Here is a 20,095-nt window from a genome sequence, read left to right as displayed (position 1 = left end):
GCGCTACTACCCGAGGGCGCTTAAGCGTAGCCGGACTCGCGAACGTCGATCCGCCGAGACCGCACCGGATCGCGGTGTGGAGAAGATCGGGTTCGTGCGCGTTCCCTTTTTGAGCGCGTTCGTGGTACGACCCCTGCATGACCGACCGAATCCTCGTTCCGGTCGACGGCTCGCCGCTGTCGCGCCGGGCGCTCGAGACGGCCCTCGAGGAACACCCCGACAGCGGGATCGTCGTCCTCCACGTGATCGACCCCAGCGAACCGGGGTACAGCGTCGCCGACGCCGAGTACGACCACACGACCGAGCCGCGCCACGGATCCGAGGCGTGGTACGATCGTGCCAACGAACTGGTAGACGACCTGTTCGACGAACTGACGGCGACCGCGGCCGACCACGACGGCTCGATCGCCACCGAGCGCGCGATCGGCCGCGCCGACCGGGAGATCATCGAGTACGCGACCCACAACGACGTCGATCAGATCATCCTCGGCAGTCACGGCCGCGAAACCGGCGCTCACCCCCTCGTCGGCAGTGTTACCGAGGCGGTCGCGTTTCGCGCTCCGATGCGGGTGTCGCTGATCCGCTAGGCGGGCGGGTGTCCACAGCTTGCGCTCCGTCGGCCGCCCTCACTCGAGGATGTCGACCACTGGTCGGTCCTCGAGCAGTCGCGTGAGCACGACGCGGGTGACGTCCCGTTGCCGCAGGATCTCGGTCCCGACCTCGCGAGTGGTCCGCTCGAGGGCGGGCGTGTCGACCATGTTGAGCAGCGGGACGACCGTCGCGCCGTCGGGAACGCCCTTCCAGCCGCCTCGCTCGCTCGTCAGCACGGTCGCGACGGCCTCGGCGGTGATTTCGTCGCCGACCTCGAGGCCGGTCACCGCGGCCACGCGCTCGGGGCGGTGGACGAGCGTGTCGTCGAGCGTCTCGCCGACGACGCGGGCGCTCGCGATCGGGATCACGGTGTCCGCCGCGGCGGGAAGCTGTGGCTCCCGGTCGTTCGGCGCCTTGAGCCACCGGGTTCGGGCGCCGTCGGCCTTGACCAGGATCGGGACGTCGACCGCCGCGGCGAGGTCGTCGACGACGGCCGGCTCGTACCCCCGGTACCGATCGGTGCGCTCTCGAGCTGCGACCAGTCCCAGCGGCCACCTCCCATCCGGCGTTGCGTCCGGTTCGTCCTCGGCGTTCACAACAGCGTCGTGAGCGGTGGCGATCGGGTCGGCGGTCACCTCGAGGGAGGCGACGTGTTCTTCGAACGGCGGGATGCGAACCGTGGCGGTGACGATCGCCCGCTCGAGGCGGTCGGCGAGGGCGTACAGCGTCGACTTCTTCCCGCCGGCGCCGACGACGCAGGTGACGCCGCGGTCGCGGTCGATTCCGAGGGCGTCGACGAGATTCTGTGCGGTCATAGCAGCGAGTCGAACCCCTCGAGTACCGCGCGTTTGCCGCCCGTTTCGACGATCTCGCCGTGGCCGGGGATCACCCGGTCGAACTCCCAGGCGAGGATCTCCCGAATCGATCGGCGGAAACTCGCCTCGTTGGTTACCGCCAACCGGTAGTCCCTCGGCGGTCCGACCTGCTCGTACATCCCCAGGAGACGGGCCATGAGGCGGGTCTTCAGCGGGCTGTCCCGCCCGATGTGGTAGCCCACGTCGCCGAGTATCAGGGTTCGACTCTGCCGGTGGAAAAACGCGATCTCGGTCAGCAGCCGGTTGCCGAGGACGGCGACCTGATCGAGGTCGGGCGCCCACCGCGGGTCCGGCGCGTCGCCGAGTAACCCGTCGAACCGGAGGTCGCTCCGCCGGCCGTCGAGCCCCGGCGCGGCGAGCAGTTCGGCGTCCGGAAACGCCTCGCGGTACTGCTCCATGTACAGGTGGCCGTGAAGCTTGCTCGCCGGAGCGACGAACCGCACCCCGCCGAGTTCCCTGAGGTCGGCCTCGAGAGCCGGCGTCAGTTCGGCCGGCGACTGGACGAACAGCCCCCCGCTCGAGAGCCGGATCACTGTCGTGATGCGGCCGATCTCGAAGCCGTAGAAGCGAAGCGGCTCCTCGTGGGTCCAGAGGCGATCCCCGCGGGGCTCGAGAACCGTCGTCATCGGCCGCAGTCACCCGCCGGGAGTGGCCCGCCCGATCCGCGACCGTCGGCGTCGTCCCGTCCGGTCCGTCTCGCGATCATACCGGCACCAACGGCGACCACGGGTATAGTAGCCACTGAAAATCAGTACACCGTTTCAGTTGTTACTATCTGACGCCTGCGGCGCGACGGCTCACTCCTCGGCGGCGAGGTCGGTGAGTTCGAACAGCCGCTCGTAGTCGTCGGGAAGCTGGTTGCGCGCCTTCTCGAGGTTCCCCGGCGGGACGATCTCGGCGAGCAGCGCCACGATCTGCTGGGCGTGGTAGTTCGCCGTCGGTCGGTCGACGTCCTCGCGGTCGGCGACCCGGCCGACGAACTCGCCGTAGTCGAAGCGCTGGCCGGAGTCGGCCTCCGTGAGGTAGCGGTCGATCTCCATGGGGAGCGGGCTGGCGAGGTCGGTCGCCTCCCCCTCGTGGAGCCGCTCGCCGAGGGTCGTCAGCGTCGCCCGCGTGGCCCGGACCGCCTGGCCGAACTGGGCGTACTCGAGTCTGTGCTGGACCTGGCCGATGAATTCCTTGTAGTTCATGGGGTGCGCTCGCGCCGGGTATCGGCCGCACTCGCTACGCCGACTGACGGCAAATAGGACGGGGGGTGTCGCCGGCTGACGGTTCACTCGTCCAGGTGCGTCCAGTCCGTGATCTCGTCGTAGTCCCCCGGCGCCACCGGTCCGTTGAGCAAGGGGTCGTCGGTGTCGACCATCCACTCGTAGAGCTGTTCGGAGAGGTCGTTCCTGATCTCCGCGTACCGCGGCTCGAACGCGACGTTTTCCGCCTCCTGTGGGTCCTCGTGGATGTCGTACAGCTCCTCGTACGCCCGCGGCGGCGTCCCGTAGGACTCCCGGACCTCTCGGCCTGACTCGCTCGCGAAGATGTCCTTCGTGAGGTACACCTCGGGGAGGTGCCAGAAGTTTCGGATGTACTTGTACCGCTCCGTGCGGATCGCCCTGACGGGGTTGTACATGTCGTGCCAGGTCATCTCGGCGAACAGCCGCTCGCGCTCCTCGTAGCTCGTCTCGCCGTCGCCCGCGCTGGCGTCGTCCCCGAGTAGCGCCGCGAAGCTCCGCCCGTCGATCCGGTCGGGCACCTCGAGGCCGACGTACTCGAGCAGCGTCGGCAGCACGTCGACGTTGCTGACGAGTTCGTCGTACCGCGCCCCCTCGGGGAGTCGCGGCCCGCACATCAGCAGCGCCCCCTCGATGCCGGCGTCGTAACAGCTCCCTTTCGCGCGCGGGAAGGCGATCCCGTGTTCGGTGGTGAAGATCACGAGGGTCTCCTCGTCGAGCCCCGTCGCTTCGAGCGTGTCGGTGATCGAGGCCATTGCGTCGTCGACGGCGGTCACCATCCCCCGCATCTCCGCTAAGTCGTGGCGGATTCCCCGGCGATCGGGCAGGTACGGCAGCGGCCGGATGCCGTCGGGATCGTCGTCGTCGTAGTGGTCGGCGTCGAAGCCGAACCGGCCGTTCTCCTCTTCGACCCGGTGGAGTTCGAAGAAGCCGACGCTGGCGAAGAAGGGGTCGTCGGACGCCCCGCGCTCGAGGAACGTCGAGACGACGTCGGCGACGTTTCGCGCGCGATTGGCCTGGTGGACCGCCGGCGAGACGCCGGGGTAGAGGTTTCCCTCGGAGTGGACGAAGTCGTACTCGAGTCGATCGGTGTCCTGGGAGATGTGCTGGAGGCCGAACAGGTGGGTCTCGTAGCCGTTGTTCCCCAGATACTGCGGCAGGATCGTCTCGTCTTCGTGGAGCTCCCAGCTGCCGTGGGCCAGCCCCATGAGCCCGTTGACGTGTGGGTACCGACCCGTCATGAGGCTGCCGCGACTCGGCGAGCACTGGGGTGCGGTGACGTAGTGGTTCTCGAACAGCGCGCCGTCGTCGGCGAGCGCGTCGATCGTCGGCGTCTCGATGTCGACGCCGTAACAGCCGAGGTACTGTCCGAGGTCGTGACAGTGAATCAGAAGGACGTGTGGCTCGTCCTGTCGGGAATCCGCCATAGGAACCGGCTACCACAACCCGGCGGATAACTGTTGCCCGGTCGCGTGCCGCTCGAGCGCCGATTCGCCGCTGACCCGCGGACGGCGCTCGAGACACCGACGCCTACGGGACGACGACGACCGGCACCGGAGACCGCGTGACGACCGCTTCGGCGACGCTGCCGAGAAGCGCCCGCTCGGGGTCGTCGAACGCGGCCCAGTACCCTTCCGGCACCGCGATCACGTACAGCGCGGTCAGCTCCGGGTCGGAAAACCGCTCGAGTGCGTACTCGAGGGCGGCGTCGGCCGTGACCCGTCGTACGGAACGAGGGTGCGCTCACCCATACCGTCTCCTTCGACGCCGACCGCTATAACTCCCGTTCGTGTCGGCGTCGATCGTGTCTCAGTACGGCGCTCGCTGGGACCGGAGGACGCCCGTGAGCTCCTGGTGTTCGTCCGCGAGCAGTTCGCTCAGGTCGTCGGCCGTGATGATGCCGGCGAGTTCGCCGTCGGCGCCGACGACGGGGAGCCGGCGGATCCCGTGGCTGTTCATCAGTTCGGTCGCCTCGTAGAAGCCGGCGTCGTGGTCGATCGTCCGGAGTTCGTCGGACATCACGTCGGTCGCGTCGAGTTCGTCCGCGTCGGCCCCCTCGGCGAGAACCGCTACCGTCAGATCGCGGTCCGTGACGATTCCGACCGGCTCGTCGCCGTCGGTTATCACGACGCTTCCGACGCCGTCGTCGCGCATCGTCACCGCGAGGTCGCGTACCGAGGACTCGACCGTCGCCGTTACGACGTCGCTCCGCGAGAGGGTGTCGACTGTCATGGTTCGACCTCCCCACGCCAGCGGACAAAGTAGGTGTTGGCCGCGAGTACGAATCTATCGTCTGCTGATACGAACCCCCGGACCCCGTCTCGCGCCGCCGGGAACCGAAACCGGGGCGTCGGTTATACCGGTGGCAGCCGTACCTCCACCACCGATGGTCGACGATACACCCGAGACGCGCGGCACGCTGTTGGTTCCGCTCGCCAACCCCGACACCGCGGATCGCCAGCTGGACACGGCGATCGACATCGCGACGGACCGGTCGTACCGGCTCGTTCTCGTGTTCGTTCTCGAGGTCCCGCCGCAGCTCTCACTCGCGGACGGCCGGCGGTACCTGCTCGATTCCCGCCACGAGGAACTGTTACAGACGGCCGCCGAGCGGGCTGCAGAGGCCGGGATTCTCGCCGAGCGACGGATTCGGATGGCCCGCGGCGTCGCGCGCGGCATCGTCGGCGCGGCGGCGCGCTACGACGCCGACGCGATACTCGTGGGGTGGCGCGGGCGGCCGCCGAGAGGGAACGTCGTCCTCGGGAGCCACGTCGACACGGTTCTGCGCGACGCCGAGTGCGACGTCCTCGTCAAGCGGGTCCAGACGCCTTCGCCCGCCGATCCCGATTCCGTGCTGGTTCCCGTCGCGGGCGGCCCCCACGACGAGTGCGCCCTCGAGGCCGCCGCGTCGATCGCCCGCAGCCACGACGCCGGCGTTCACCTGCTGCACGTCGTCGCCGAGACGAACCCCGAGTACACCGAGTCGGAAGCGGAAGTCCTGCTCGGCGGCACGCGCTCCTCTCTCGAGGGCGTGGCGACCACCACGGAGGTAGCCACCGCCGAGAACGTCGCGGGCGCGATCACGGATCGGACGGCCGACCACGACCTCACCCTCCTCGGCGTCTCGCGCGGCGGCCTACTCGAACGCCGGCTCCTGGGGTCGGTCTCGGAGGGCGTCGGGCGACACGCCGCGGGAACGGTGATCCTCGCCAGGCGGTACGTGCCGACCACCTCGCGGCTGCGCCGGGCGCTCTCCCGGCGGCGGCCGTCGGGCGACCGCTGAGCGGGGCCCCGCTCAGCCGCCGGTCTTCCGACCCGTGATCGCCTCGATCTCGAACTCGTAGACGTCGATATCGACCGCCTCGACGTCCTCGTCGAAGGTCCGGAGGCGGTGGAACCGCTCGTTGATGGCCGCCTCGTCGAACGCCGCCCGCTCGTCGCCCTCGAGCCGTCGGAGCGCTCCCGTCGCGATCACGCTCCACGACCGGTTCGGCGACTCGACGCCGTACAGCAGGAAACGCGCCTCCGTCGTCGTCTCGATGTAGCGCGCTTGCTCGAGTCCTCGCGCGTGAGCCGAACGTAGAGGCCGTCGTCGAAGTCGTCGGCGACGGGGATCCCGTACGCCGCCCCCTCGTTCGCGAGGGCGAGGACCCCGACGTCGCCGTCCTCGAGGTGGGCTCTGAGCTCCGACTCGCTCATCCCGAACGTGTAGGTGTACTCGATCGTATCCATCGTGGACGGTACGGGCGCGAGCGGCAAGAAGCGCACTGCTGCGGAGTCGCGTGCCGGGCGAGCGGCTCTCGAGATCGGCACGGATCGAGGGCGGGAAGGTGCCGGTCGTCCCGCGCTCACACCGTCTCGGGCAGCCAGCCGCCGTCGACCTCGATGTTTTCCCCGCTAACGTAGCCGCTGTCGGCATCGAGGAAGAACAGCACCGGCGCGACGACGTCGTCGAAACTCGCCGGGCGGTCCCGCGGCAACTCTTCGGGAAACTCCGCCGAGTTCTCGACGACGTACGGCGAGACGGCGTTGACGGTGATCCCGTCGTCGCTCGTGTCGGCGGCGAGCATCCGGGTGAACATCAGGACGCCCGCCTTGGCAACGAAGTACGGGAAGTTCTTCGGGCTGACCAGCCCCTTCTCGCTCGAGGCGTAGCCGACGTTGACGATCCGACCGTCGTCCGCCTCGCGCATGGCGGGCAGCGCGCGCTTCGAACACAGGTAGGTGCCGTTGAGGTTCGTCTCGAGCACGCGATTCCAGGTGTCGAACTCGAGGTCGGCCCAGTGGGCGGGCGCGAAGTCCCCGACGTTGTTCACCAGCACGTCGACCGGTCCGAGTTCGGACTCGACCGCCGAGAAGAGCCCGTCGACGGAGTCGGGGTCCGTGACGTCGCCCTGGACGGTCATCGTCGCCTCGGCGCCCCGCTCGTCGGCCGTCGCCGCGACGTCGCGGGCCGCGTCGGCGCTCGTGTGGTAGTGGACGGCGGTCTTCGCGCCGCGAGCCGCCGTCGCCAGCAACACCTCGCGACCGATGCCGGTCGAACTGCCGGTGACCAGAACGGTCCGCCCCGAGAGGTCCGGGTCGTTCATACGCTCGCTTCCGCCGCCGGCGAGTTAGCCTTACCGTCCCCGGTGGCCCGCCTCCCCGATCAAAATGTTACTCGAGAATGAGTAAACTGTGAATGTTTAAGTGAATGGGCGGGCCTAGTGGGCGTATGACCCTGGACACGATCCTGCTCGCGGTCGGCCCCGGCGACGCCGACCGGACGGACGAACTGGCGGAGGCGGTCGTCGAAGTCGCGAAACCGGCGGGGTCGACGGTCGTCCTCGGACACGTCTTCACCCAGTCGGAGTACGACGAGGTCCTCGAGCGGTTGGCCTTCGACACCGAACTCGAGGCGGCCGACCCCGACGAGGTCGCCTCCCGGCACGCGACGATCCGCGACCTCCGGGCGACGCTCGAGGACGACGACGTCGACTACGTGATCCGCGGCGCCGTCGGCGACCACGGCCCGACGATCGTCGATCTGGCAGAGAGCGTCGACGCCGACCGCGTCGTCGTCGGCGGTCGTCGACGGTCGCCGACGGGGAAGGCGGTGTTCGGCTCGACCGCCCAGGAGGTTCTGCTGTCGGCGCCGTGTCCGGTCACGTTCGTCCGCGGCGCCGAGTGAGACCCTCGCCCCGTCTTTGACACGCACGCGAGAAGTCTCTCCGAGTGACTGTCATTGCTCTCCGAGTGACTATCATTGGATCCGAACCGTGACGTTCTCGAAGGAGACGACGTTCCGACCGATCGGACTGCAGTCTACGGGTTCTGAATGGGGATGCGGAGACGAGTAAGGATGTGTGTAGTTAAGTGGGGTGGCCGTTGTCCCCTAGGACAGGAATGGTCTACTATGCGGGCGTCGATCTCGGAGCGACGAACGTCCGTTCCGTCGTCGCCGAGGACGACGGAACCATCGTCGGCGTGAGCCGGAACGAAACGCCACGCGGTCCGACGGGTATCGACGTAACGGAGCAGGTCCTCGAGACGATGCGCGAGGCCTGCGCCGACGCCGGGATCGACCCCGAACGGATCGTCGCCGTCGGCATCGGCTCGATCGGCCCGTTCGACCTCGCGGAGGGGACGGTAATCGATCCGGCGAACCTGCCGGATACGATCGACCGCATCCCGCTCACCGGGCCGATCGGGAAACTCGCCGACACGGCGGACGTCTACCTCCACAACGACACGAACGCGGGCGTCATCGGCGAGCGCTTTCACTCCGATCGCAACCCCGACGACATGGTGTACGTAACCATCTCCTCGGGGATCGGCGCGGGGGTCTGCTGTGACGGCGACATCCTCGACGGCTGGGACGGCAACGCCGGCGAGGTCGGCCACTGCATCGTCGATCCGCAAGGGATGATGACCTGCGGCTGTGGCCACGACGGCCACTGGGAGGCCTACTGCTCGGGCAACAGCATACCCGAGTACGCCCGGTCGCTCGCCGACGAAGACCCGTCGATCGACACCGCGCTCCCGCTCGAGGACCCCGACTTCACGGCGAAGACCGTCTTCGAGTTCGCCGGCGAGGACGACCTCGCCGACCACGTGATCGAGCAGGTCGCCCACTGGAACGCCATCGGCGTCACGAACGTCGTCCACTCGTTCGCCCCTATCGTCGTCTCCTTCGGCGGCGCGGTTGCCCTCCACAACGAGGAGTTAGTCGTCGACCCCATCCGCGAGCGGGTCACCGAGCTGGTGATGACGAACGTCCCCGAGATCACGGTGACCGACCTCGGCGACGACGTCGTCGTCGAGGGGGCGCTGGCGAGCGCGCTCACCGAAGGGACCGGCGACCGGCGCCTGCTTCGACACTGAGCGCCGACCGGTCCGCGATCGCTCCCGACCGGCTCTCCGGAACCAAACACTATTCCCCGCTCGAGACCCTAGCCCCGACGATGACCGACTCCGACGCCGATCCCCTCAAAGAGCGCGTCGAGCGCTGGCTCGCGCGCGAGATGCCGATCATCCAGATGCACGGCGGGACGAGCGCGGTTCGCGAGGCAGACCCCGAGACGGGCGAGGTCGTCATCGAACTCGGCGGCGGCTGCAGCGGCTGTTCGATCAGCGACGTCACCACGGGGAACATCGAGGCTGCGCTGATCCAGTGGCCCGAGATCGACGAGGTGACGGTTCGGGTTCCCGACCCGCGGGACAGCCTCGGGGGCCCGGAGCAGGCCGAGTCGATCATGGGGATCGACCGCACCGAGGGCGGCCGCGGCGACTGGGGATCCTCGAACCCCGGCAAGGACCACTTCTGAGACGGACACCTGTCCGTCAGTTCCGGTACACCCGCGACCCGCCTGCGGGTGCGCCGGTAACGCGGGACCGCACCCCGTCTGAGTGCCCCGCGTTGACAGGGACGGACAGTTTTGGGAACGCCTATACGCTTTTACCCGCCCGATACGCAACCGTAGTACATGACGACGTGTGGCTTCCCGCAGGTCGGGGGTGCTGTCGATGACTGACCGCGACGTTCGTGGCGAGGCGACACCACCGACGGACACCGACGCGAACGGCGGCATCGAGGCCGACGGCGGCGTTCAGGCACACACCGTTCGCCTCGAACTCGTCGACGAGCCCGGCGAGTTGCTCCGGGCGCTCGCGCCGATCGCCGACAACGGCGGGAACCTCCTGAGCATTCACCACGAGCGGGGGAACATCACCCCGCGCGGGCACATCCCGGTCGAGGTCGACCTCGAGTGTGCGCCCGAACGGTTCGACGACGTGGTCGACGGCCTCCGCGAGGCCGGGATCAACGTCATCCAGGCGGGTGCGGAGCGCTACGGCGAGGAACACAGCATCGTCCTCGTCGGCCACCTGGTCGAAACCGACCTCTCCGAGACGCTCTCTGCGATCGAAACCGACGCGGACGCGGCGATCGTCGATCTCTCGCTCGCCGCACCCGACGGGATGGACGCCGTCTCGAGCGCGCGGATCCGGCTCGCCGTCGACTCGGGGCGGGCCGACGAGGCGTTCGCGGCGATCCGGACCCTCGCCGACGAGAAGGACCTCCGTTTCGTCGAGCCGCTGCCCGGAGGTGAAGCCTGATGCGCCTCGCGATCGCCGGTGCGGGCGCCGTCGGGAGCGCCGTCGCCGACCTCGCGGGGGAGTACGGCCACGAGGTCGTCGCACTGGCCGACTCGACGAGCGCCGCGATCGACGCCGACGGCGTCGACACCGCGAGCGCGCTCGAGCGCAAAGCCAGCGGCGAGGCGGTCGGTTCGGCCGCCCCCGAGGCGCTCTTCGAGACGGCGTACGACGTCCTCGTCGAGGCGACGCCGACGACCCTCGACGACGCCGAACCGGGTTTTACGCACGCGCGGCGGGCGCTCGAGGCCGACCGCCACGTCGTGCTCGCGAACAAGGGCCCCGTCGCCGAGCGCTACGAGGAGTTGCGGGGCCTCGAGGCCGACAGCGCGGGCGCGGTCAGGTTCGAGGCGACCGTCGCCGGCGCGATTCCCGTGCTGTCGACGATCGAAGACTGCACGCCCGCGGCCGTCACGGCGGTTCGCGGCGTCCTCAACGGGACGGCGAACTTCATCCTGACGCGGATGGCCGCCGAGGGTCTCGGCTACGAGCACGTCCTCGGGGAGGCCCAGGACCTCGGCGTCGCGGAGGCCGACCCGACGTTCGACGTCGACGGCACCGACGCCGCGCTCAAGTGTGTCATCCTCGCGAACGTCCTCGCCGACGGCGGCTTCTCGCTCGCGGACGCCGACGTCACCGGAATCGAGGAGATTCCGCCGAGCGCGCTCGAGGTCGCCGCCGAGGACGGCCGGACGGTCCGCCTCGTCGGCGAGGCGACCCGTGAGCGCGTACGCGTCGCCCCCCGCCTGGTGCCCGAACACGGCGCGATGGCCGTTTCGGGCACCAGAAACATCGTCCAGATCGAGACGCGACACGCGGGGGCGTTGCACTCGAGCGGCCGCGGCGCTGGCGGACCGGAGACGGCGACGGCGGTGCTGTCGGACGTCGGTCGACTCCCGCCGCTGTGACCGGGCCGACTGCGTACGGTCGCCGGCCCGGCGTCCGCGAGTCCGGGGCCGGGTCCCGACTCAGATCTGAACCGTGTGACTGAAACACAAACCGCAAGCCGGCGCGGGGGTCACCGGAATGTGGTTTCGAAATGGTTTTAACCGCAACGGGCAAAAGAGACCGATATAAGCGCCTCTGCGCGTGAGCTACAACAATGAGCGAAGACAAACCCCACCAGAACCTGGCCATCATCGGTCACGTCGACCACGGGAAGAGTACGCTCGTGGGACGACTCCTCTTCGAGACAGGGAGCGTTCCGGAGCACGTCATCGAACAGCACCGAGAAGAAGCCGAAGAGAAGGGCAAGGGCGGATTCGAGTTCGCCTACGTCATGGACAACCTCGCCGAGGAGCGAGAGCGCGGTGTCACCATCGACATCGCCCACCAGGAGTTCGACACGGACAAGTACTACTTCACCATCGTCGACTGTCCGGGTCACCGCGACTTCGTCAAGAACATGATCACTGGCGCGAGCCAGGCCGACAACGCGGTCCTCGTCGTCGCCGCCGACGACGGCGTCGCACCGCAGACCCAGGAGCACGTCTTCCTGGCCCGCACGCTCGGTATCAACGAACTCATCATCGGCGTCAACAAGATGGACGTCGTCGACTACTCCGAGGACTCCTTCAACGAGGTCGTCGACGAGGTCAACCAGCTGCTCAACCAGGTCCAGTTCAAGGTTGACGACGCCTCGTTCATCCCGATCTCGGCGTTCGAGGGCGACAACATCGCCGAGGCCTCCGACAACACCTCGTGGTACGACGGCCGTACCCTGCTCGAGGCCCTGAACGACCTGCCGGAGACGGAGCCGCCGACGGACGCGCCGCTTCGCCTGCCGATCCAGGACGTGTACACCATCTCCGGCATCGGGACCGTCCCCGTCGGACGCCTCGAGACCGGTACCATGAACGTCGGCGACAACGTCTCCTTCCAGCCCAGCGACGTGGGCGGCGAAGTGAAGACGATCGAGATGCACCACGAGGAGGTTCCATCCGCCGGCCCCGGCGACAACGTCGGCTTCAACGTCCGCGGCATCGGCAAGGACGACATCCGCCGCGGTGACGTCTGTGGCCCCGCCGACGACCCGCCGAGCGTCGCCGAGACGTTCCAGGCCCAGATCGTCGTCATGCAGCACCCGTCGGTCGTCACCGCCGGCTACACGCCGGTCTTCCACGCCCACACGGCTCAGGTCGCCTGTACGATCGAGTCCATCGACAAGAAGATGGACCCCGCAAGCGGCGAGGTCGCCGAGGAGAACCCCGACTTCATCCAGGCCGGTGACGCCGCGGTCGTCACCATCCGCCCACAGAAGCCGCTCAGCATCGAGCCGTCCAGCGAGATCCCCGAACTCGGGAGCTTCGCCATCCGCGACATGGGTCAGACCATCGCGGCCGGCAAGGTCCTGAGCGTCGACGAGAAATAGATGCAGCAGGCACGCGTTCGACTCGCGGGTACGAGCCCACAGGACCTGGACGACATCTGCGACGACGTCCGCGAGATTGCGAACAACACCGGCGTCAACCTCAGCGGCCCGATCCCGCTGCCGACGAAGACGCTCGAGATCCCGACGCGGAAGTCCCCCGACGGCGAGGGCACCGCCACGTGGGAGCACTGGGAGATGCGCGTCCACAAGCGCCTGATCGACCTGGACGCCGACGAACGCGCACTCCGCCAGCTCATGCGCATTCAGGTGCCGAACGACGTTTCGATCGAGATCGTCCTCGAGGACTGATCTCCGTTCACCTGTTTTCGAGCCGGTAGCGGCTGCGTCGGAGTCAGCGCTTTTGTACCATCCCGTCGTACGAACTGTCATGTCCGATGGTTCCGGGGGGAACCCCATTCTGGAGACGCTCGGTCTGTTCGTGCTCGTTTTCGTCCTGCAGGCGGTCGCGTACGTCATCGGTGCCGCGGCGCTGATGACCGGACTGTTCGTCCTCTCGCCGCCGCTCGATCACAGCCCGTGGACGATCGTGACGAGCGTCTACGCCCACAGCGGAATCGGCCACCTGATTTCGAACAGCATCGGCCTCATCGTCTTCGGCTGGCCGATCGCTCGAGCGACGACCCGGCTCCGGTTTCACACCTTCTTCATCCTCACCGGCGCGTTCGCGGGCGTGACGCACATTCTCGTCACCGAGTTCCTGCTCACCCTCTCCGGCGGCGGCCAGACCCCCGGCGTCCTCGGGGCCAGCGGCGCGGTGTTCGCGCTGATGGGGTACCTGATCGCCGGCAACCGGCTCTCGGACGGGATCGCCGCCCGGATCGAGGTTCCCTGGTGGATGACGCTGCTGGTCTTCCTGATCCTGGCCGCGGTCGTCACCATCGCGACGGGTGCCCCGGGCGTCGCGCTGATCGCCCACTTCGCCGGCTTCCTCGTCGGCTTGCTCGCCGGGCGCGCGGGCGTGCTCGAGCCGGAACGGCGTCGGCAACGAGCCGGCCAGCGCTCGATCTGAGGACGTCGGGGTGCGTGAGGACACCACAGGCTCCCCGCGAAACACAAGCTACAAATAGAAACCGCGGATAGAAACTGTCGAGGGCTCGTAGATCAGTGGCAGATCGCTTCCTTCGCAAGGAAGAGGCCCTGGGTTCAAATCCCAGCGAGTCCATGCGCGTTGCGCTCCGGCAACAATCGCAACACGGCGTACGATTTTGCACTCTCGTTTAAGTACAAATTCGTCCATCGTTGGGACTTGGCGGCAACAGCTTCCGTTTCCAATTGAATCGTTTTGTGTTCCGTCATGCGTCCCGTCCCGTGGTAGCTACAATTATCTCTAACCTTTCTGAACTTAGTCCTTCCGCCGTGAGCTACGCTTCGGGAAGGCGAGGGCGAAGGACACTGACCCGGAGCCGTGATCTACTCAACCCGGCTTGCGCGGCTCTCCCTTCCGGAACAGTCAACTCATAGGGAACCGTGGAAGATGGTTCTGAAAGCGTGAGGGTACCCATGGATCTGTCAGAAGCTGCGTGCTGAATACAGAGGATGAGTGCAGCACGCTGACTCGATTTATTTCAGCCATGCTGTCGTGAACTACCCGGTATAGAACCTGCGAACTGAACGTGCAGTTTGGTCAAATGGCAGTATGCCTTCGGAGAAAGTATTTATGCAGGTATTGTATATTTCCGAACATGAACCGGCGTACAGTCCTCATAGGGGCGGGAATTGCTCTCTCACCATCTGCTGCTGGATGTCTTGACAGTGGCTCCGCTACTCTGGAGGATGATAAAGAACCACCCTCGGAACTCATAGCCGAAGAGTTGCAAATTCTTGAGCGCAGTGATTGGGACACGGTTCCGGAGTTAGATGAGCCACCAGCAATTACTACCAAAGAATCAAATTCTCAAGTGATAATTGAAGGAAAAACGTCCTATGGTGGAAGTAATTGCAATGAGGTTTCCCTTAGTGAAACAGATTATGACGCTACCGAAGGAGCCCTTACTGTAACTGTAAGCATTGAACCCATCTCTACTGCCGATGATTGCCATGCTGATATAGTGGAAGAAGCGTATCGTGTGATATTGGAATTTGACAAAAGCATCCCCGCTACTATCGAAGCAAATGAGTACGGTGATGATTATCAATTTGAGAAAACCGAACCATAGCTCTACAGTGTATATCAGATTTATATGACGTACCTGTACTGAGCGTTCGGCCTTTCACGCAGATCGCGCTCTACTGAGTGCCACATTCGCGCCCTGTATTCAGCACGGCTCTACCAACACAATTGATAATTGATAGAAGTAGCCGCGTCAGTGTGGGTCCCGCTTATAAACAGACGTCGATTTGAAAGGGGAGAGCGCCTCACCGACTGATTTTCTCGCTGAGCGAATAGGGTGGCCGCATGGAGTTATTAAGACTCTCTACAGTGTTATTAACAATCTTGCTTGCGCTCCCATCCGGCGTTAATTCAGTCACCTCTCCGAAGGAAAGCGATCTATGCGAAAGCGTGGTACTATCAACCGGAAAGACTTGCCAAACTTCATGGCCCTCAATTCGGCTAACTGACCTAATCTCAACTGACGGTCCCACTCTCATATTTCCAGGCAATAGTTTCTGCCTTCGGCCTCGAGTAGCCGATCCGGAAGCGGGAGCCGCTATCCATCCGCTGGAACTCGAGTGGGCTTCATTTCTCTAAGCGAAAAAGTGTTTTTCTGAGCGACTGGCAGCTACCAAATTTTTACAGTGAGCGCCCTATCGGGCTGGCGAAGGGGGTAAATTTTTGAAACCCCGTTCGAGAAAAAATACCATGTGTGAAATTTGAGAGCTGTCGGTCAGGAAGCGAAGGCAGACACTATCCGCAACAGACAGATTACGGAATCCGCAATCCGAACGAGTCTCGATTGTATGTTCAACAATATCATTTCTAGTATGGTATCACTGCCTTGCGGCTCCAAACCGAAGCCTTTAAGGTTCCAATGGGGTCACCATCTGGTATCTATCATGGTTCTTCCCGTGCTACCGTAGTAACATGGATTCCTAAGAGAAGCGAGAGGTCGCCCGCTGTGTTGCGATTTTCGAGTGATATGTCAGCGAAGGCGTAACCTAATAGATGCACCCTTTAGATGAAACTCATAGAGAATCAACTTACTGAGCATCAACTTATGCGTCTAAACCTGTCTTGAGCTTCCCCCTTCCTGATGTTAAACTTATAGAGAGGGTTATACTCTTGAGTTTATAATTACTACTAACGCTGTATACAGCAACCCCTCCTTCCCGAATAACCAACTCAAGAAAAACAAAAGAAAAAGGTACTACGTACCCAAAAAGAAAACCAAAACAAGTTCTTCCTTCTTGGTTTCCTCCCCTAAATCACAAGACGGCGTCGGGGAACTCGCTACGCTCGTCTCAGCGACCACTCACTGACGATCCGCTGAGCGACCGCAGGGAGCCTCAGAAGACCCCCAACTCAGTTCGAGGGTCGATATAGGGCTGTGACGACCCACACGTTTCGATTCTAAGCGCCCTGGCTGGACGCTCAGCGGATTCCGTATGTTTCCGGGAGGGGTTTTGTCGTACCGGTCCAAAGAAATTGTCTCAGCGTCCGCTCAGCGGCTCTCAAAGAAGATCGACTCCCTCTTGCGATTATTCGCTACGCTCGTCTCAGCGGCTTTTGCGACCGTTCAGGGAGCGTGTGAATCAGTACCATCTGCCATTATAGAACGTTTCCTCCGAAAACCGCAGTACGGCGTTGGAATTAGGGTTTATTTCACAATCTAAAATGGTTCATGGTATCCGCGACCCCTGGAGTTTTGTGAAAACGAATTTTGCCCCCGATTCTCAGGGGTTTGAGTATACTGAGCTTGCCGAATCTGAGGGGGGTCTAATCTGAGCGTGAAACTCGAGGGTTCGCTGGATCACTTCGATACGCTCAGAACATTAGGAACCGTTAAGGATTCGCTGAGAGAGAGAGCAACGCGTCATAGGCTATACCTACTTAAACTCTCCTGTTTGGACTCATGCAGAACATATCTCGAACCTGATATGGGGGTTGTTTTCTCGAGCGTGGATTGTGGTAAAATTACGAATTTCGCAGTGATCGGTCAGTCGGGAAGCGGGCGAGCTTCTCACGGTTCCGGTGATCGGTCGGATGGATTCCCCTCCGCCTTCTCGAAGAGCCGAGTTAGGCGGTAGGTTTCCGATCACTTGCTGAGGCGGAGCCGAGTGATCCAATGCGGTTATCGTTTCATGCGGAAGTGAGCCGACAGGCGAAACGCGGGCGAGATCGGGATTTCATTCTTACACTCCTACGGATTGAGTAAGGAACCCTCTACTGTGGGTTTCGTATGACGGGATATGTCAATCCATTTGCCGTGCATATAAAGTTTATATGCTTCGCGTATTACTTATTTAGTAGAGGCAGTGGGGAAGGCAATCCAGGTTCAATTGAGTTTCAACAGAAATGCGCGCGAGATTCAAATTGCATTCTTACGCGCTCACGGATTGAGTAAGGAACTCTCTACTTCCACAACGCCAAAAGTTGATATGTCAATTCATTCGCCAGGCATATAAAGTTTATAACCTTCGTTACCTTTACAATGTGATAGAGGGAGCGCGGAGAGCCTGGACGCTTGTTCGCTGCCTACGGAGAAAATTACAACAATGAGTAACGACAACGACCGAATTTCAATCAGTATCGCACAAGAAGTCTTCGAGAAACTGGACGAAGAGCGTAGTGAGTTTGAGACGTGGAACGGATTCCTAATGCGGCTTGCACAGAGCGCGGAGGGTGACCAATGACGCTAACGCGAGAAGAGCAAATTCGCAAGAACCGCCATGACCTTATTCGGCTTGCTGAGGCGATTGAGGCTCTCGAAGAGTACAAACGGACGAAACGTAAAATGAAGGCTCGTAAACTCCGCAAGCGACGTGAGAACGCGGAAGAGATTGAGCGCCTCCAGGAGCGACTTGAACAGGTTGCTAAACAGTCCGGAGTTGACCTTCGGGAAGGCGACGAGCGCGAAACGGAGAAGGGTATGCTGGAACTCACTGACGAAGTGAAATTTTTCACTCCCGAATCTCGCCGCCCGGAGAATCGTTACATGACTGAGAATCCGTACGAGGACCGATAAGATGGCTGAACATACTATGCACGAGGAACTCAAGGCTGCGGAAGAGAATCTCGAGCTTGCGGCGGAAGAGCTTGACGTTGGACACAGAACCGAAGAGACGCCCGAGAGTCGCGCTCAGCGGGAGAAGTTCTTTGCGGGAGACACTCGGGTTAATCTCGAGAAGAGCGACACTCAGCGCCAAGCAGAGCGAGCTAAGCGGATTCTGACGGCAAGCCTCGTAGTTGCGGATGCCTCGGGCGTTCCGTCTTACAAACTCTCTGACGAGCCTCACAAAGCCTCTAACAGTGACGCAGCTAAGAGCCTGTTCGATCCGCGCTAATGTTGATCACTATTGCGGGTTGTGCTACCGTCGCCTTCCTGACTCGTTACTCAAGCCGGTGAGAATCGCATGAGTAACCCGCTTTTAGATAAAATTCGGAGCCGGAACGAGGAAGATATGCGGGAGGCGATTCGGATTCAAGAAGAACTCGAGGCAAGTTATGTTGACGAAGAGAAACTTGAGAGGTATCCGCTCGAGAGCGAAACGGACGAAAACGATAATGACGAGAATTAGGCTAAAAGACGGAGAGGGGGTCCCTGATCGTTACGAGGTAAGCGGAAAAATGCTTGATACCGAATTTGACGTGACACCACGGGAAGCAACGGTGAGTAACTCGAGCGCCCGGCACCTTTGCGACCATCTCGGATACTTCGAGCGGATTTGATTTAATTGCCGATGACCGTGAAATACGCGAGGCTCACTACTAAACAACAGCGGTTGAATAACCCCAAATCGCTTAAAGAAAATTCTGTTAGTAGAATCTACCTTGCCCCTGATTGGTATTACTCGAGTTCGATTCTTGAGCAGGGGTCTTGGGAAATATCACTTCCCAATTTAGACAGTTGTTGTCTTCTGTCATGTTTTCTCACCTTTGGTAAATGTCAGAGTTTGCCGAAGGCTTCTCAATGATCTTTTTCCGGCTTGGTCCGCCGTGAAAAAGTGAGAGACTCCGTACCAAAATTTGTGTTCTGGCTACTGTTTGGTAACCTCGCCTGAGTTCGATTCTCGAGGGTAGCCCTTCGTCGCCTTCCTGCGGTTTCGAGTTCGTAAGGAAATGAGCGACAGCTAAGTTCTACAATGACTGTAAGCGAAATTGACGAAGGACAAGTAAAAGGCGTTATCGGAGAAGTAAAACAAACTTTTGGCGAGCGAAACTTTGGATTCGTCCAGGTTTTCGACATTGACGGAGAAAAAGTCTGGAAGGACGTTTTCTGTCACCTCTCGGATATTCCTGACGCTCATGAATCCGAATTTGTTCCAGGTGCAACGGTTCGGCTTGACGCTCGACTTGAGGCGGAAGGTTGGGCCGCTACTGACGTTGAGATCGTCTCTGACGGGAGCGAAGGTCAATGACAGTCCGATGGACGGAAGCGCGTTGCATTGAGACTCTCCGACGTTGCGCGGAATATCTCGGAAAGTCGCCTGTTCGGAGGGAATACCAAACGTGGAGACGTGATACTGAGGCGGACTCTCCAAGCCATATGGCGATTAGGGAGCGGTTCGGTTCGTGGAATCAAGCAAAGGAAGCTGCGGAACTTGAAACTGTCAAGTCTGTTCTGGACAAACCGCCGAATCGTCGTGTTATGCGGGACGGCTACGTTCGTTTCCGGCATAATGACGGTGAATCCCAGAAAAGGTTCTACGAACACCGGCTCATGGCGACGTTGCTTGTAGATGATATATCCGAGCTTGACGGCAAACACGTTCACCATCGGCAAAACGTACCTTGGTTGAATACCCTGGATAATCTTCAGGTTGTAAGTCCCGCTGAACACGTTGCTATCCACGCTGAAGCTGATTAATTGAAAGCCCTCCCCGCCTCCGGCGCTATGCTGGAACGCGGGGATTTTTTCATTTTCAATTCTGAGGGAGCTAACGACTCTCTGAGCGATCACGCGAGAAGGGCGAGCGCACTATCCAACCGATCCCCGGAACTACACACGAACCAATCTGACGGCTCTCACGGCTCACTGACGCTCGCCTTCGCCTTCGTGACTAATAGCTCACTGCGGAAGTGGATTCTAACCGCCCAGGGGGTGGGGGTTGCGACCGGAAGACACCACTCCACGGGTCTGTATATGGGCGGATTCCTCTCTAAAGCTCCCTGCGGTCGCTCAAGCTGTTATTCCGGAAGGGCGGGCGAATACTCCCGTCAAGCTCCGAACCGACTCACGGCGGAATCTGACGATACTTTGCGGGTTGTGAGACTCTCC

The 20,095-nt window shown here is 62.6% G+C and carries 25 protein-coding genes, 1 tRNA gene and 1 pseudogene; 18 read left to right on the top strand and 9 right to left on the bottom strand.

Annotated features, from left to right (window positions below):
- Positions 1-137 precede the first annotated feature (137 nt).
- Positions 138-587 (top strand): universal stress protein, encoded by a 450-nt coding sequence (locus tag NMQ11_RS13035; protein WP_255168839.1) that lies wholly within the window; start codon positions 138-140, stop codon positions 585-587.
- A 39-nt stretch (positions 588-626) separates the two neighbouring features.
- Here NMQ11_RS13035 and yqeC read toward each other — a convergent pair whose 3' ends face one another.
- The 6 genes from yqeC to NMQ11_RS13005 form a co-directional block, all read right to left on the bottom strand.
- The gene (gene yqeC, locus NMQ11_RS13030; RefSeq protein ID WP_255168837.1) at positions 627-1,406 is read right to left on the bottom strand and encodes a selenium cofactor biosynthesis protein YqeC; all 780 of its coding nucleotides are present in this window, start codon (positions 1,404-1,406) and stop codon (positions 627-629) included.
- A complete protein-coding gene (locus tag NMQ11_RS13025; RefSeq protein ID WP_255168827.1) occupies positions 1,403-2,092 on the bottom strand; it encodes a DUF4336 domain-containing protein in 690 nt (229 codons plus the stop codon). The genes yqeC and NMQ11_RS13025 overlap by 4 nt, the downstream gene beginning before the upstream one ends.
- A gap of 171 nt (positions 2,093-2,263) precedes the next feature.
- A complete protein-coding gene (locus NMQ11_RS13020) occupies positions 2,264-2,656 on the bottom strand; it encodes a DUF2267 domain-containing protein (protein WP_255168825.1) in 393 nt (130 codons plus the stop codon).
- Positions 2,657-2,739: 83 nt separating this feature from the next.
- Positions 2,740-4,119, bottom strand: a complete 1,380-nt coding sequence (locus NMQ11_RS13015; protein WP_255168824.1) for a sulfatase family protein — start codon at positions 4,117-4,119, stop codon at positions 2,740-2,742.
- Positions 4,120-4,222: 103 nt separating this feature from the next.
- Positions 4,223-4,342: a universal stress protein gene (locus tag NMQ11_RS20195; protein ID WP_425607688.1), complete on the bottom strand. Its 120-nt coding sequence runs from the start codon at positions 4,340-4,342 to the stop codon at positions 4,223-4,225.
- A 159-nt stretch (positions 4,343-4,501) separates the two neighbouring features.
- Positions 4,502-4,924, bottom strand: coding sequence for a CBS domain-containing protein (locus tag NMQ11_RS13005; protein ID WP_255168823.1), 423 nt, complete (start codon positions 4,922-4,924; stop codon positions 4,502-4,504).
- Positions 4,925-5,078: 154 nt separating this feature from the next.
- Between NMQ11_RS13005 and NMQ11_RS13000 the strand changes: the two genes are divergently transcribed.
- Positions 5,079-5,975: a universal stress protein gene (locus NMQ11_RS13000; RefSeq protein ID WP_255168821.1), complete on the top strand. Its 897-nt coding sequence runs from the start codon at positions 5,079-5,081 to the stop codon at positions 5,973-5,975.
- A gap of 12 nt (positions 5,976-5,987) precedes the next feature.
- On the opposite strand, the gene NMQ11_RS12995 is transcribed toward NMQ11_RS13000, so the two are convergent.
- From NMQ11_RS12995 to NMQ11_RS12985, 3 genes are all read right to left on the bottom strand, one after another.
- Positions 5,988-6,167, bottom strand: coding sequence for a hypothetical protein (locus NMQ11_RS12995; RefSeq protein ID WP_255168820.1), 180 nt, complete (start codon positions 6,165-6,167; stop codon positions 5,988-5,990).
- On the bottom strand, positions 6,164-6,424 hold the full coding sequence (locus tag NMQ11_RS12990) for a hypothetical protein (protein ID WP_255168819.1): 261 nt from the start codon (positions 6,422-6,424) through the stop codon (positions 6,164-6,166). The genes NMQ11_RS12995 and NMQ11_RS12990 overlap by 4 nt, the downstream gene beginning before the upstream one ends.
- Before the next feature lie 116 nt (positions 6,425-6,540).
- Positions 6,541-7,281: an SDR family NAD(P)-dependent oxidoreductase gene (locus tag NMQ11_RS12985; RefSeq protein WP_255168817.1), complete on the bottom strand. Its 741-nt coding sequence runs from the start codon at positions 7,279-7,281 to the stop codon at positions 6,541-6,543.
- 125 nt (positions 7,282-7,406) lie between these two features.
- Between NMQ11_RS12985 and NMQ11_RS12980 the strand changes: the two genes are divergently transcribed.
- The 16 genes and pseudogenes from NMQ11_RS12980 to NMQ11_RS12910 all read left to right on the top strand — a co-directional run bounded on the left by NMQ11_RS12980 (position 7,407) and on the right by NMQ11_RS12910 (position 19,684).
- Positions 7,407-7,862 carry a universal stress protein gene (locus NMQ11_RS12980; RefSeq protein WP_255168815.1) on the top strand — a complete coding sequence of 152 codons (456 nt, stop codon included), beginning with the start codon at positions 7,407-7,409 and terminating at the stop codon, positions 7,860-7,862.
- A gap of 215 nt (positions 7,863-8,077) precedes the next feature.
- The gene (locus NMQ11_RS12975) at positions 8,078-9,055 is read left to right on the top strand and encodes an ROK family protein (RefSeq protein ID WP_255168813.1); all 978 of its coding nucleotides are present in this window, start codon (positions 8,078-8,080) and stop codon (positions 9,053-9,055) included.
- 80 nt (positions 9,056-9,135) lie between these two features.
- A complete protein-coding gene (locus NMQ11_RS12970) occupies positions 9,136-9,498 on the top strand; it encodes a NifU family protein (protein ID WP_255168811.1) in 363 nt (120 codons plus the stop codon).
- Positions 9,499-9,697: 199 nt separating this feature from the next.
- Positions 9,698-10,288, top strand: coding sequence for an amino acid-binding protein (locus NMQ11_RS12965; RefSeq protein ID WP_255168810.1), 591 nt, complete (start codon positions 9,698-9,700; stop codon positions 10,286-10,288).
- The gene (locus tag NMQ11_RS12960; protein ID WP_255168809.1) at positions 10,288-11,235 is read left to right on the top strand and encodes a homoserine dehydrogenase; all 948 of its coding nucleotides are present in this window, start codon (positions 10,288-10,290) and stop codon (positions 11,233-11,235) included. Before NMQ11_RS12965 ends, NMQ11_RS12960 begins: the two co-directional genes overlap by 1 nt.
- Before the next feature lie 194 nt (positions 11,236-11,429).
- The gene (tuf, locus tag NMQ11_RS12955) at positions 11,430-12,698 is read left to right on the top strand and encodes a translation elongation factor EF-1 subunit alpha (RefSeq protein WP_255168807.1); all 1,269 of its coding nucleotides are present in this window, start codon (positions 11,430-11,432) and stop codon (positions 12,696-12,698) included.
- Positions 12,699-13,007: a 30S ribosomal protein S10 gene (rpsJ, locus tag NMQ11_RS12950; RefSeq protein ID WP_255168805.1), complete on the top strand. Its 309-nt coding sequence runs from the start codon at positions 12,699-12,701 to the stop codon at positions 13,005-13,007. It begins immediately after the preceding gene.
- Between the two features lie 79 nt (positions 13,008-13,086).
- Positions 13,087-13,728 (top strand): rhomboid family intramembrane serine protease, encoded by a 642-nt coding sequence (locus tag NMQ11_RS12945; RefSeq protein WP_255168803.1) that lies wholly within the window; start codon positions 13,087-13,089, stop codon positions 13,726-13,728.
- Positions 13,729-13,809: 81 nt separating this feature from the next.
- Positions 13,810-13,881, top strand: a tRNA-Ala gene (locus NMQ11_RS12940).
- 520 nt (positions 13,882-14,401) lie between these two features.
- Positions 14,402-14,875 (top strand): hypothetical protein, encoded by a 474-nt coding sequence (locus NMQ11_RS12935; RefSeq protein WP_255168801.1) that lies wholly within the window; start codon positions 14,402-14,404, stop codon positions 14,873-14,875.
- 2,631 nt (positions 14,876-17,506) lie between these two features.
- Positions 17,507-17,842, top strand: a complete 336-nt coding sequence (locus NMQ11_RS12930; RefSeq protein ID WP_255168799.1) for a hypothetical protein — start codon at positions 17,507-17,509, stop codon at positions 17,840-17,842.
- A 16-nt stretch (positions 17,843-17,858) separates the two neighbouring features.
- Positions 17,859-18,161, top strand: a complete 303-nt coding sequence (locus NMQ11_RS12925) for a hypothetical protein (protein WP_255168797.1) — start codon at positions 17,859-17,861, stop codon at positions 18,159-18,161.
- A 69-nt stretch (positions 18,162-18,230) separates the two neighbouring features.
- Entirely contained in the window at positions 18,231-18,395 is a 165-nt protein-coding gene (locus NMQ11_RS12920) for a hypothetical protein (RefSeq protein WP_255168791.1), read from the top strand.
- 564 nt (positions 18,396-18,959) lie between these two features.
- On the top strand, positions 18,960-19,235 hold the full coding sequence (locus tag NMQ11_RS12915; RefSeq protein ID WP_255168790.1) for a cold shock domain-containing protein: 276 nt from the start codon (positions 18,960-18,962) through the stop codon (positions 19,233-19,235).
- A pseudogene (locus NMQ11_RS20190) lies at positions 19,232-19,363 on the top strand (hypothetical protein); the annotation flags it as partial. The gene NMQ11_RS12915 and the pseudogene NMQ11_RS20190, both read left to right, overlap by 4 nt.
- On the top strand, positions 19,364-19,684 hold the full coding sequence (locus NMQ11_RS12910; RefSeq protein WP_255168788.1) for a hypothetical protein: 321 nt from the start codon (positions 19,364-19,366) through the stop codon (positions 19,682-19,684). It abuts the pseudogene before it with no gap.
- The last annotated feature ends 411 nt before the right edge of the window (positions 19,685-20,095 follow it).

The organism is Natrononativus amylolyticus, assembly GCF_024362525.1.
Classification (GTDB): Archaea; Halobacteriota; Halobacteria; order Halobacteriales; family Natrialbaceae; genus Natrononativus; species Natrononativus amylolyticus.
This window is presented reverse-complemented; position numbering and strand designations above follow the sequence as displayed.

What these genes read in the sequence shown, in the direction of transcription:
- NMQ11_RS12990 (WP_255168819.1), bottom strand. Translation starts at nt 6,424, where the DNA reads ATGGATACGATCGAGTACACCTACACGTTCGGGATGAGCGAGTCGGAG.
- yqeC (WP_255168837.1), bottom strand. Translation starts at nt 1,406, where the DNA reads ATGACCGCACAGAATCTCGTCGACGCCCTCGGAATCGACCGCGACCGC.
- tuf (WP_255168807.1), top strand. Translation starts at nt 11,430, where the DNA reads ATGAGCGAAGACAAACCCCACCAGAACCTGGCCATCATCGGTCACGTC.
- NMQ11_RS12935 (WP_255168801.1), top strand. Translation starts at nt 14,402, where the DNA reads ATGAACCGGCGTACAGTCCTCATAGGGGCGGGAATTGCTCTCTCACCA.
- rpsJ (WP_255168805.1), top strand. Translation starts at nt 12,699, where the DNA reads ATGCAGCAGGCACGCGTTCGACTCGCGGGTACGAGCCCACAGGACCTG.
- NMQ11_RS12980 (WP_255168815.1), top strand. Translation starts at nt 7,407, where the DNA reads ATGACCCTGGACACGATCCTGCTCGCGGTCGGCCCCGGCGACGCCGAC.
- NMQ11_RS12945 (WP_255168803.1), top strand. Translation starts at nt 13,087, where the DNA reads ATGTCCGATGGTTCCGGGGGGAACCCCATTCTGGAGACGCTCGGTCTG.
- NMQ11_RS13000 (WP_255168821.1), top strand. Translation starts at nt 5,079, where the DNA reads ATGGTCGACGATACACCCGAGACGCGCGGCACGCTGTTGGTTCCGCTC.
- NMQ11_RS12965 (WP_255168810.1), top strand. Translation starts at nt 9,698, where the DNA reads ATGACTGACCGCGACGTTCGTGGCGAGGCGACACCACCGACGGACACC.
- NMQ11_RS12925 (WP_255168797.1), top strand. Translation starts at nt 17,859, where the DNA reads ATGCACGAGGAACTCAAGGCTGCGGAAGAGAATCTCGAGCTTGCGGCG.
- NMQ11_RS13005 (WP_255168823.1), bottom strand. Translation starts at nt 4,924, where the DNA reads ATGACAGTCGACACCCTCTCGCGGAGCGACGTCGTAACGGCGACGGTC.
- NMQ11_RS13015 (WP_255168824.1), bottom strand. Translation starts at nt 4,119, where the DNA reads ATGGCGGATTCCCGACAGGACGAGCCACACGTCCTTCTGATTCACTGT.
- NMQ11_RS12930 (WP_255168799.1), top strand. Translation starts at nt 17,507, where the DNA reads ATGACGCTAACGCGAGAAGAGCAAATTCGCAAGAACCGCCATGACCTT.
- NMQ11_RS12975 (WP_255168813.1), top strand. Translation starts at nt 8,078, where the DNA reads ATGGTCTACTATGCGGGCGTCGATCTCGGAGCGACGAACGTCCGTTCC.
- NMQ11_RS13025 (WP_255168827.1), bottom strand. Translation starts at nt 2,092, where the DNA reads ATGACGACGGTTCTCGAGCCCCGCGGGGATCGCCTCTGGACCCACGAG.
- NMQ11_RS13035 (WP_255168839.1), top strand. Translation starts at nt 138, where the DNA reads ATGACCGACCGAATCCTCGTTCCGGTCGACGGCTCGCCGCTGTCGCGC.
- NMQ11_RS12960 (WP_255168809.1), top strand. Translation starts at nt 10,288, where the DNA reads ATGCGCCTCGCGATCGCCGGTGCGGGCGCCGTCGGGAGCGCCGTCGCC.
- NMQ11_RS12970 (WP_255168811.1), top strand. Translation starts at nt 9,136, where the DNA reads ATGACCGACTCCGACGCCGATCCCCTCAAAGAGCGCGTCGAGCGCTGG.
- NMQ11_RS13020 (WP_255168825.1), bottom strand. Translation starts at nt 2,656, where the DNA reads ATGAACTACAAGGAATTCATCGGCCAGGTCCAGCACAGACTCGAGTAC.
- NMQ11_RS12985 (WP_255168817.1), bottom strand. Translation starts at nt 7,281, where the DNA reads ATGAACGACCCGGACCTCTCGGGGCGGACCGTTCTGGTCACCGGCAGT.
- NMQ11_RS12920 (WP_255168791.1), top strand. Translation starts at nt 18,231, where the DNA reads ATGAGTAACCCGCTTTTAGATAAAATTCGGAGCCGGAACGAGGAAGAT.
- NMQ11_RS12915 (WP_255168790.1), top strand. Translation starts at nt 18,960, where the DNA reads ATGACTGTAAGCGAAATTGACGAAGGACAAGTAAAAGGCGTTATCGGA.
- NMQ11_RS12910 (WP_255168788.1), top strand. Translation starts at nt 19,364, where the DNA reads ATGGCGATTAGGGAGCGGTTCGGTTCGTGGAATCAAGCAAAGGAAGCT.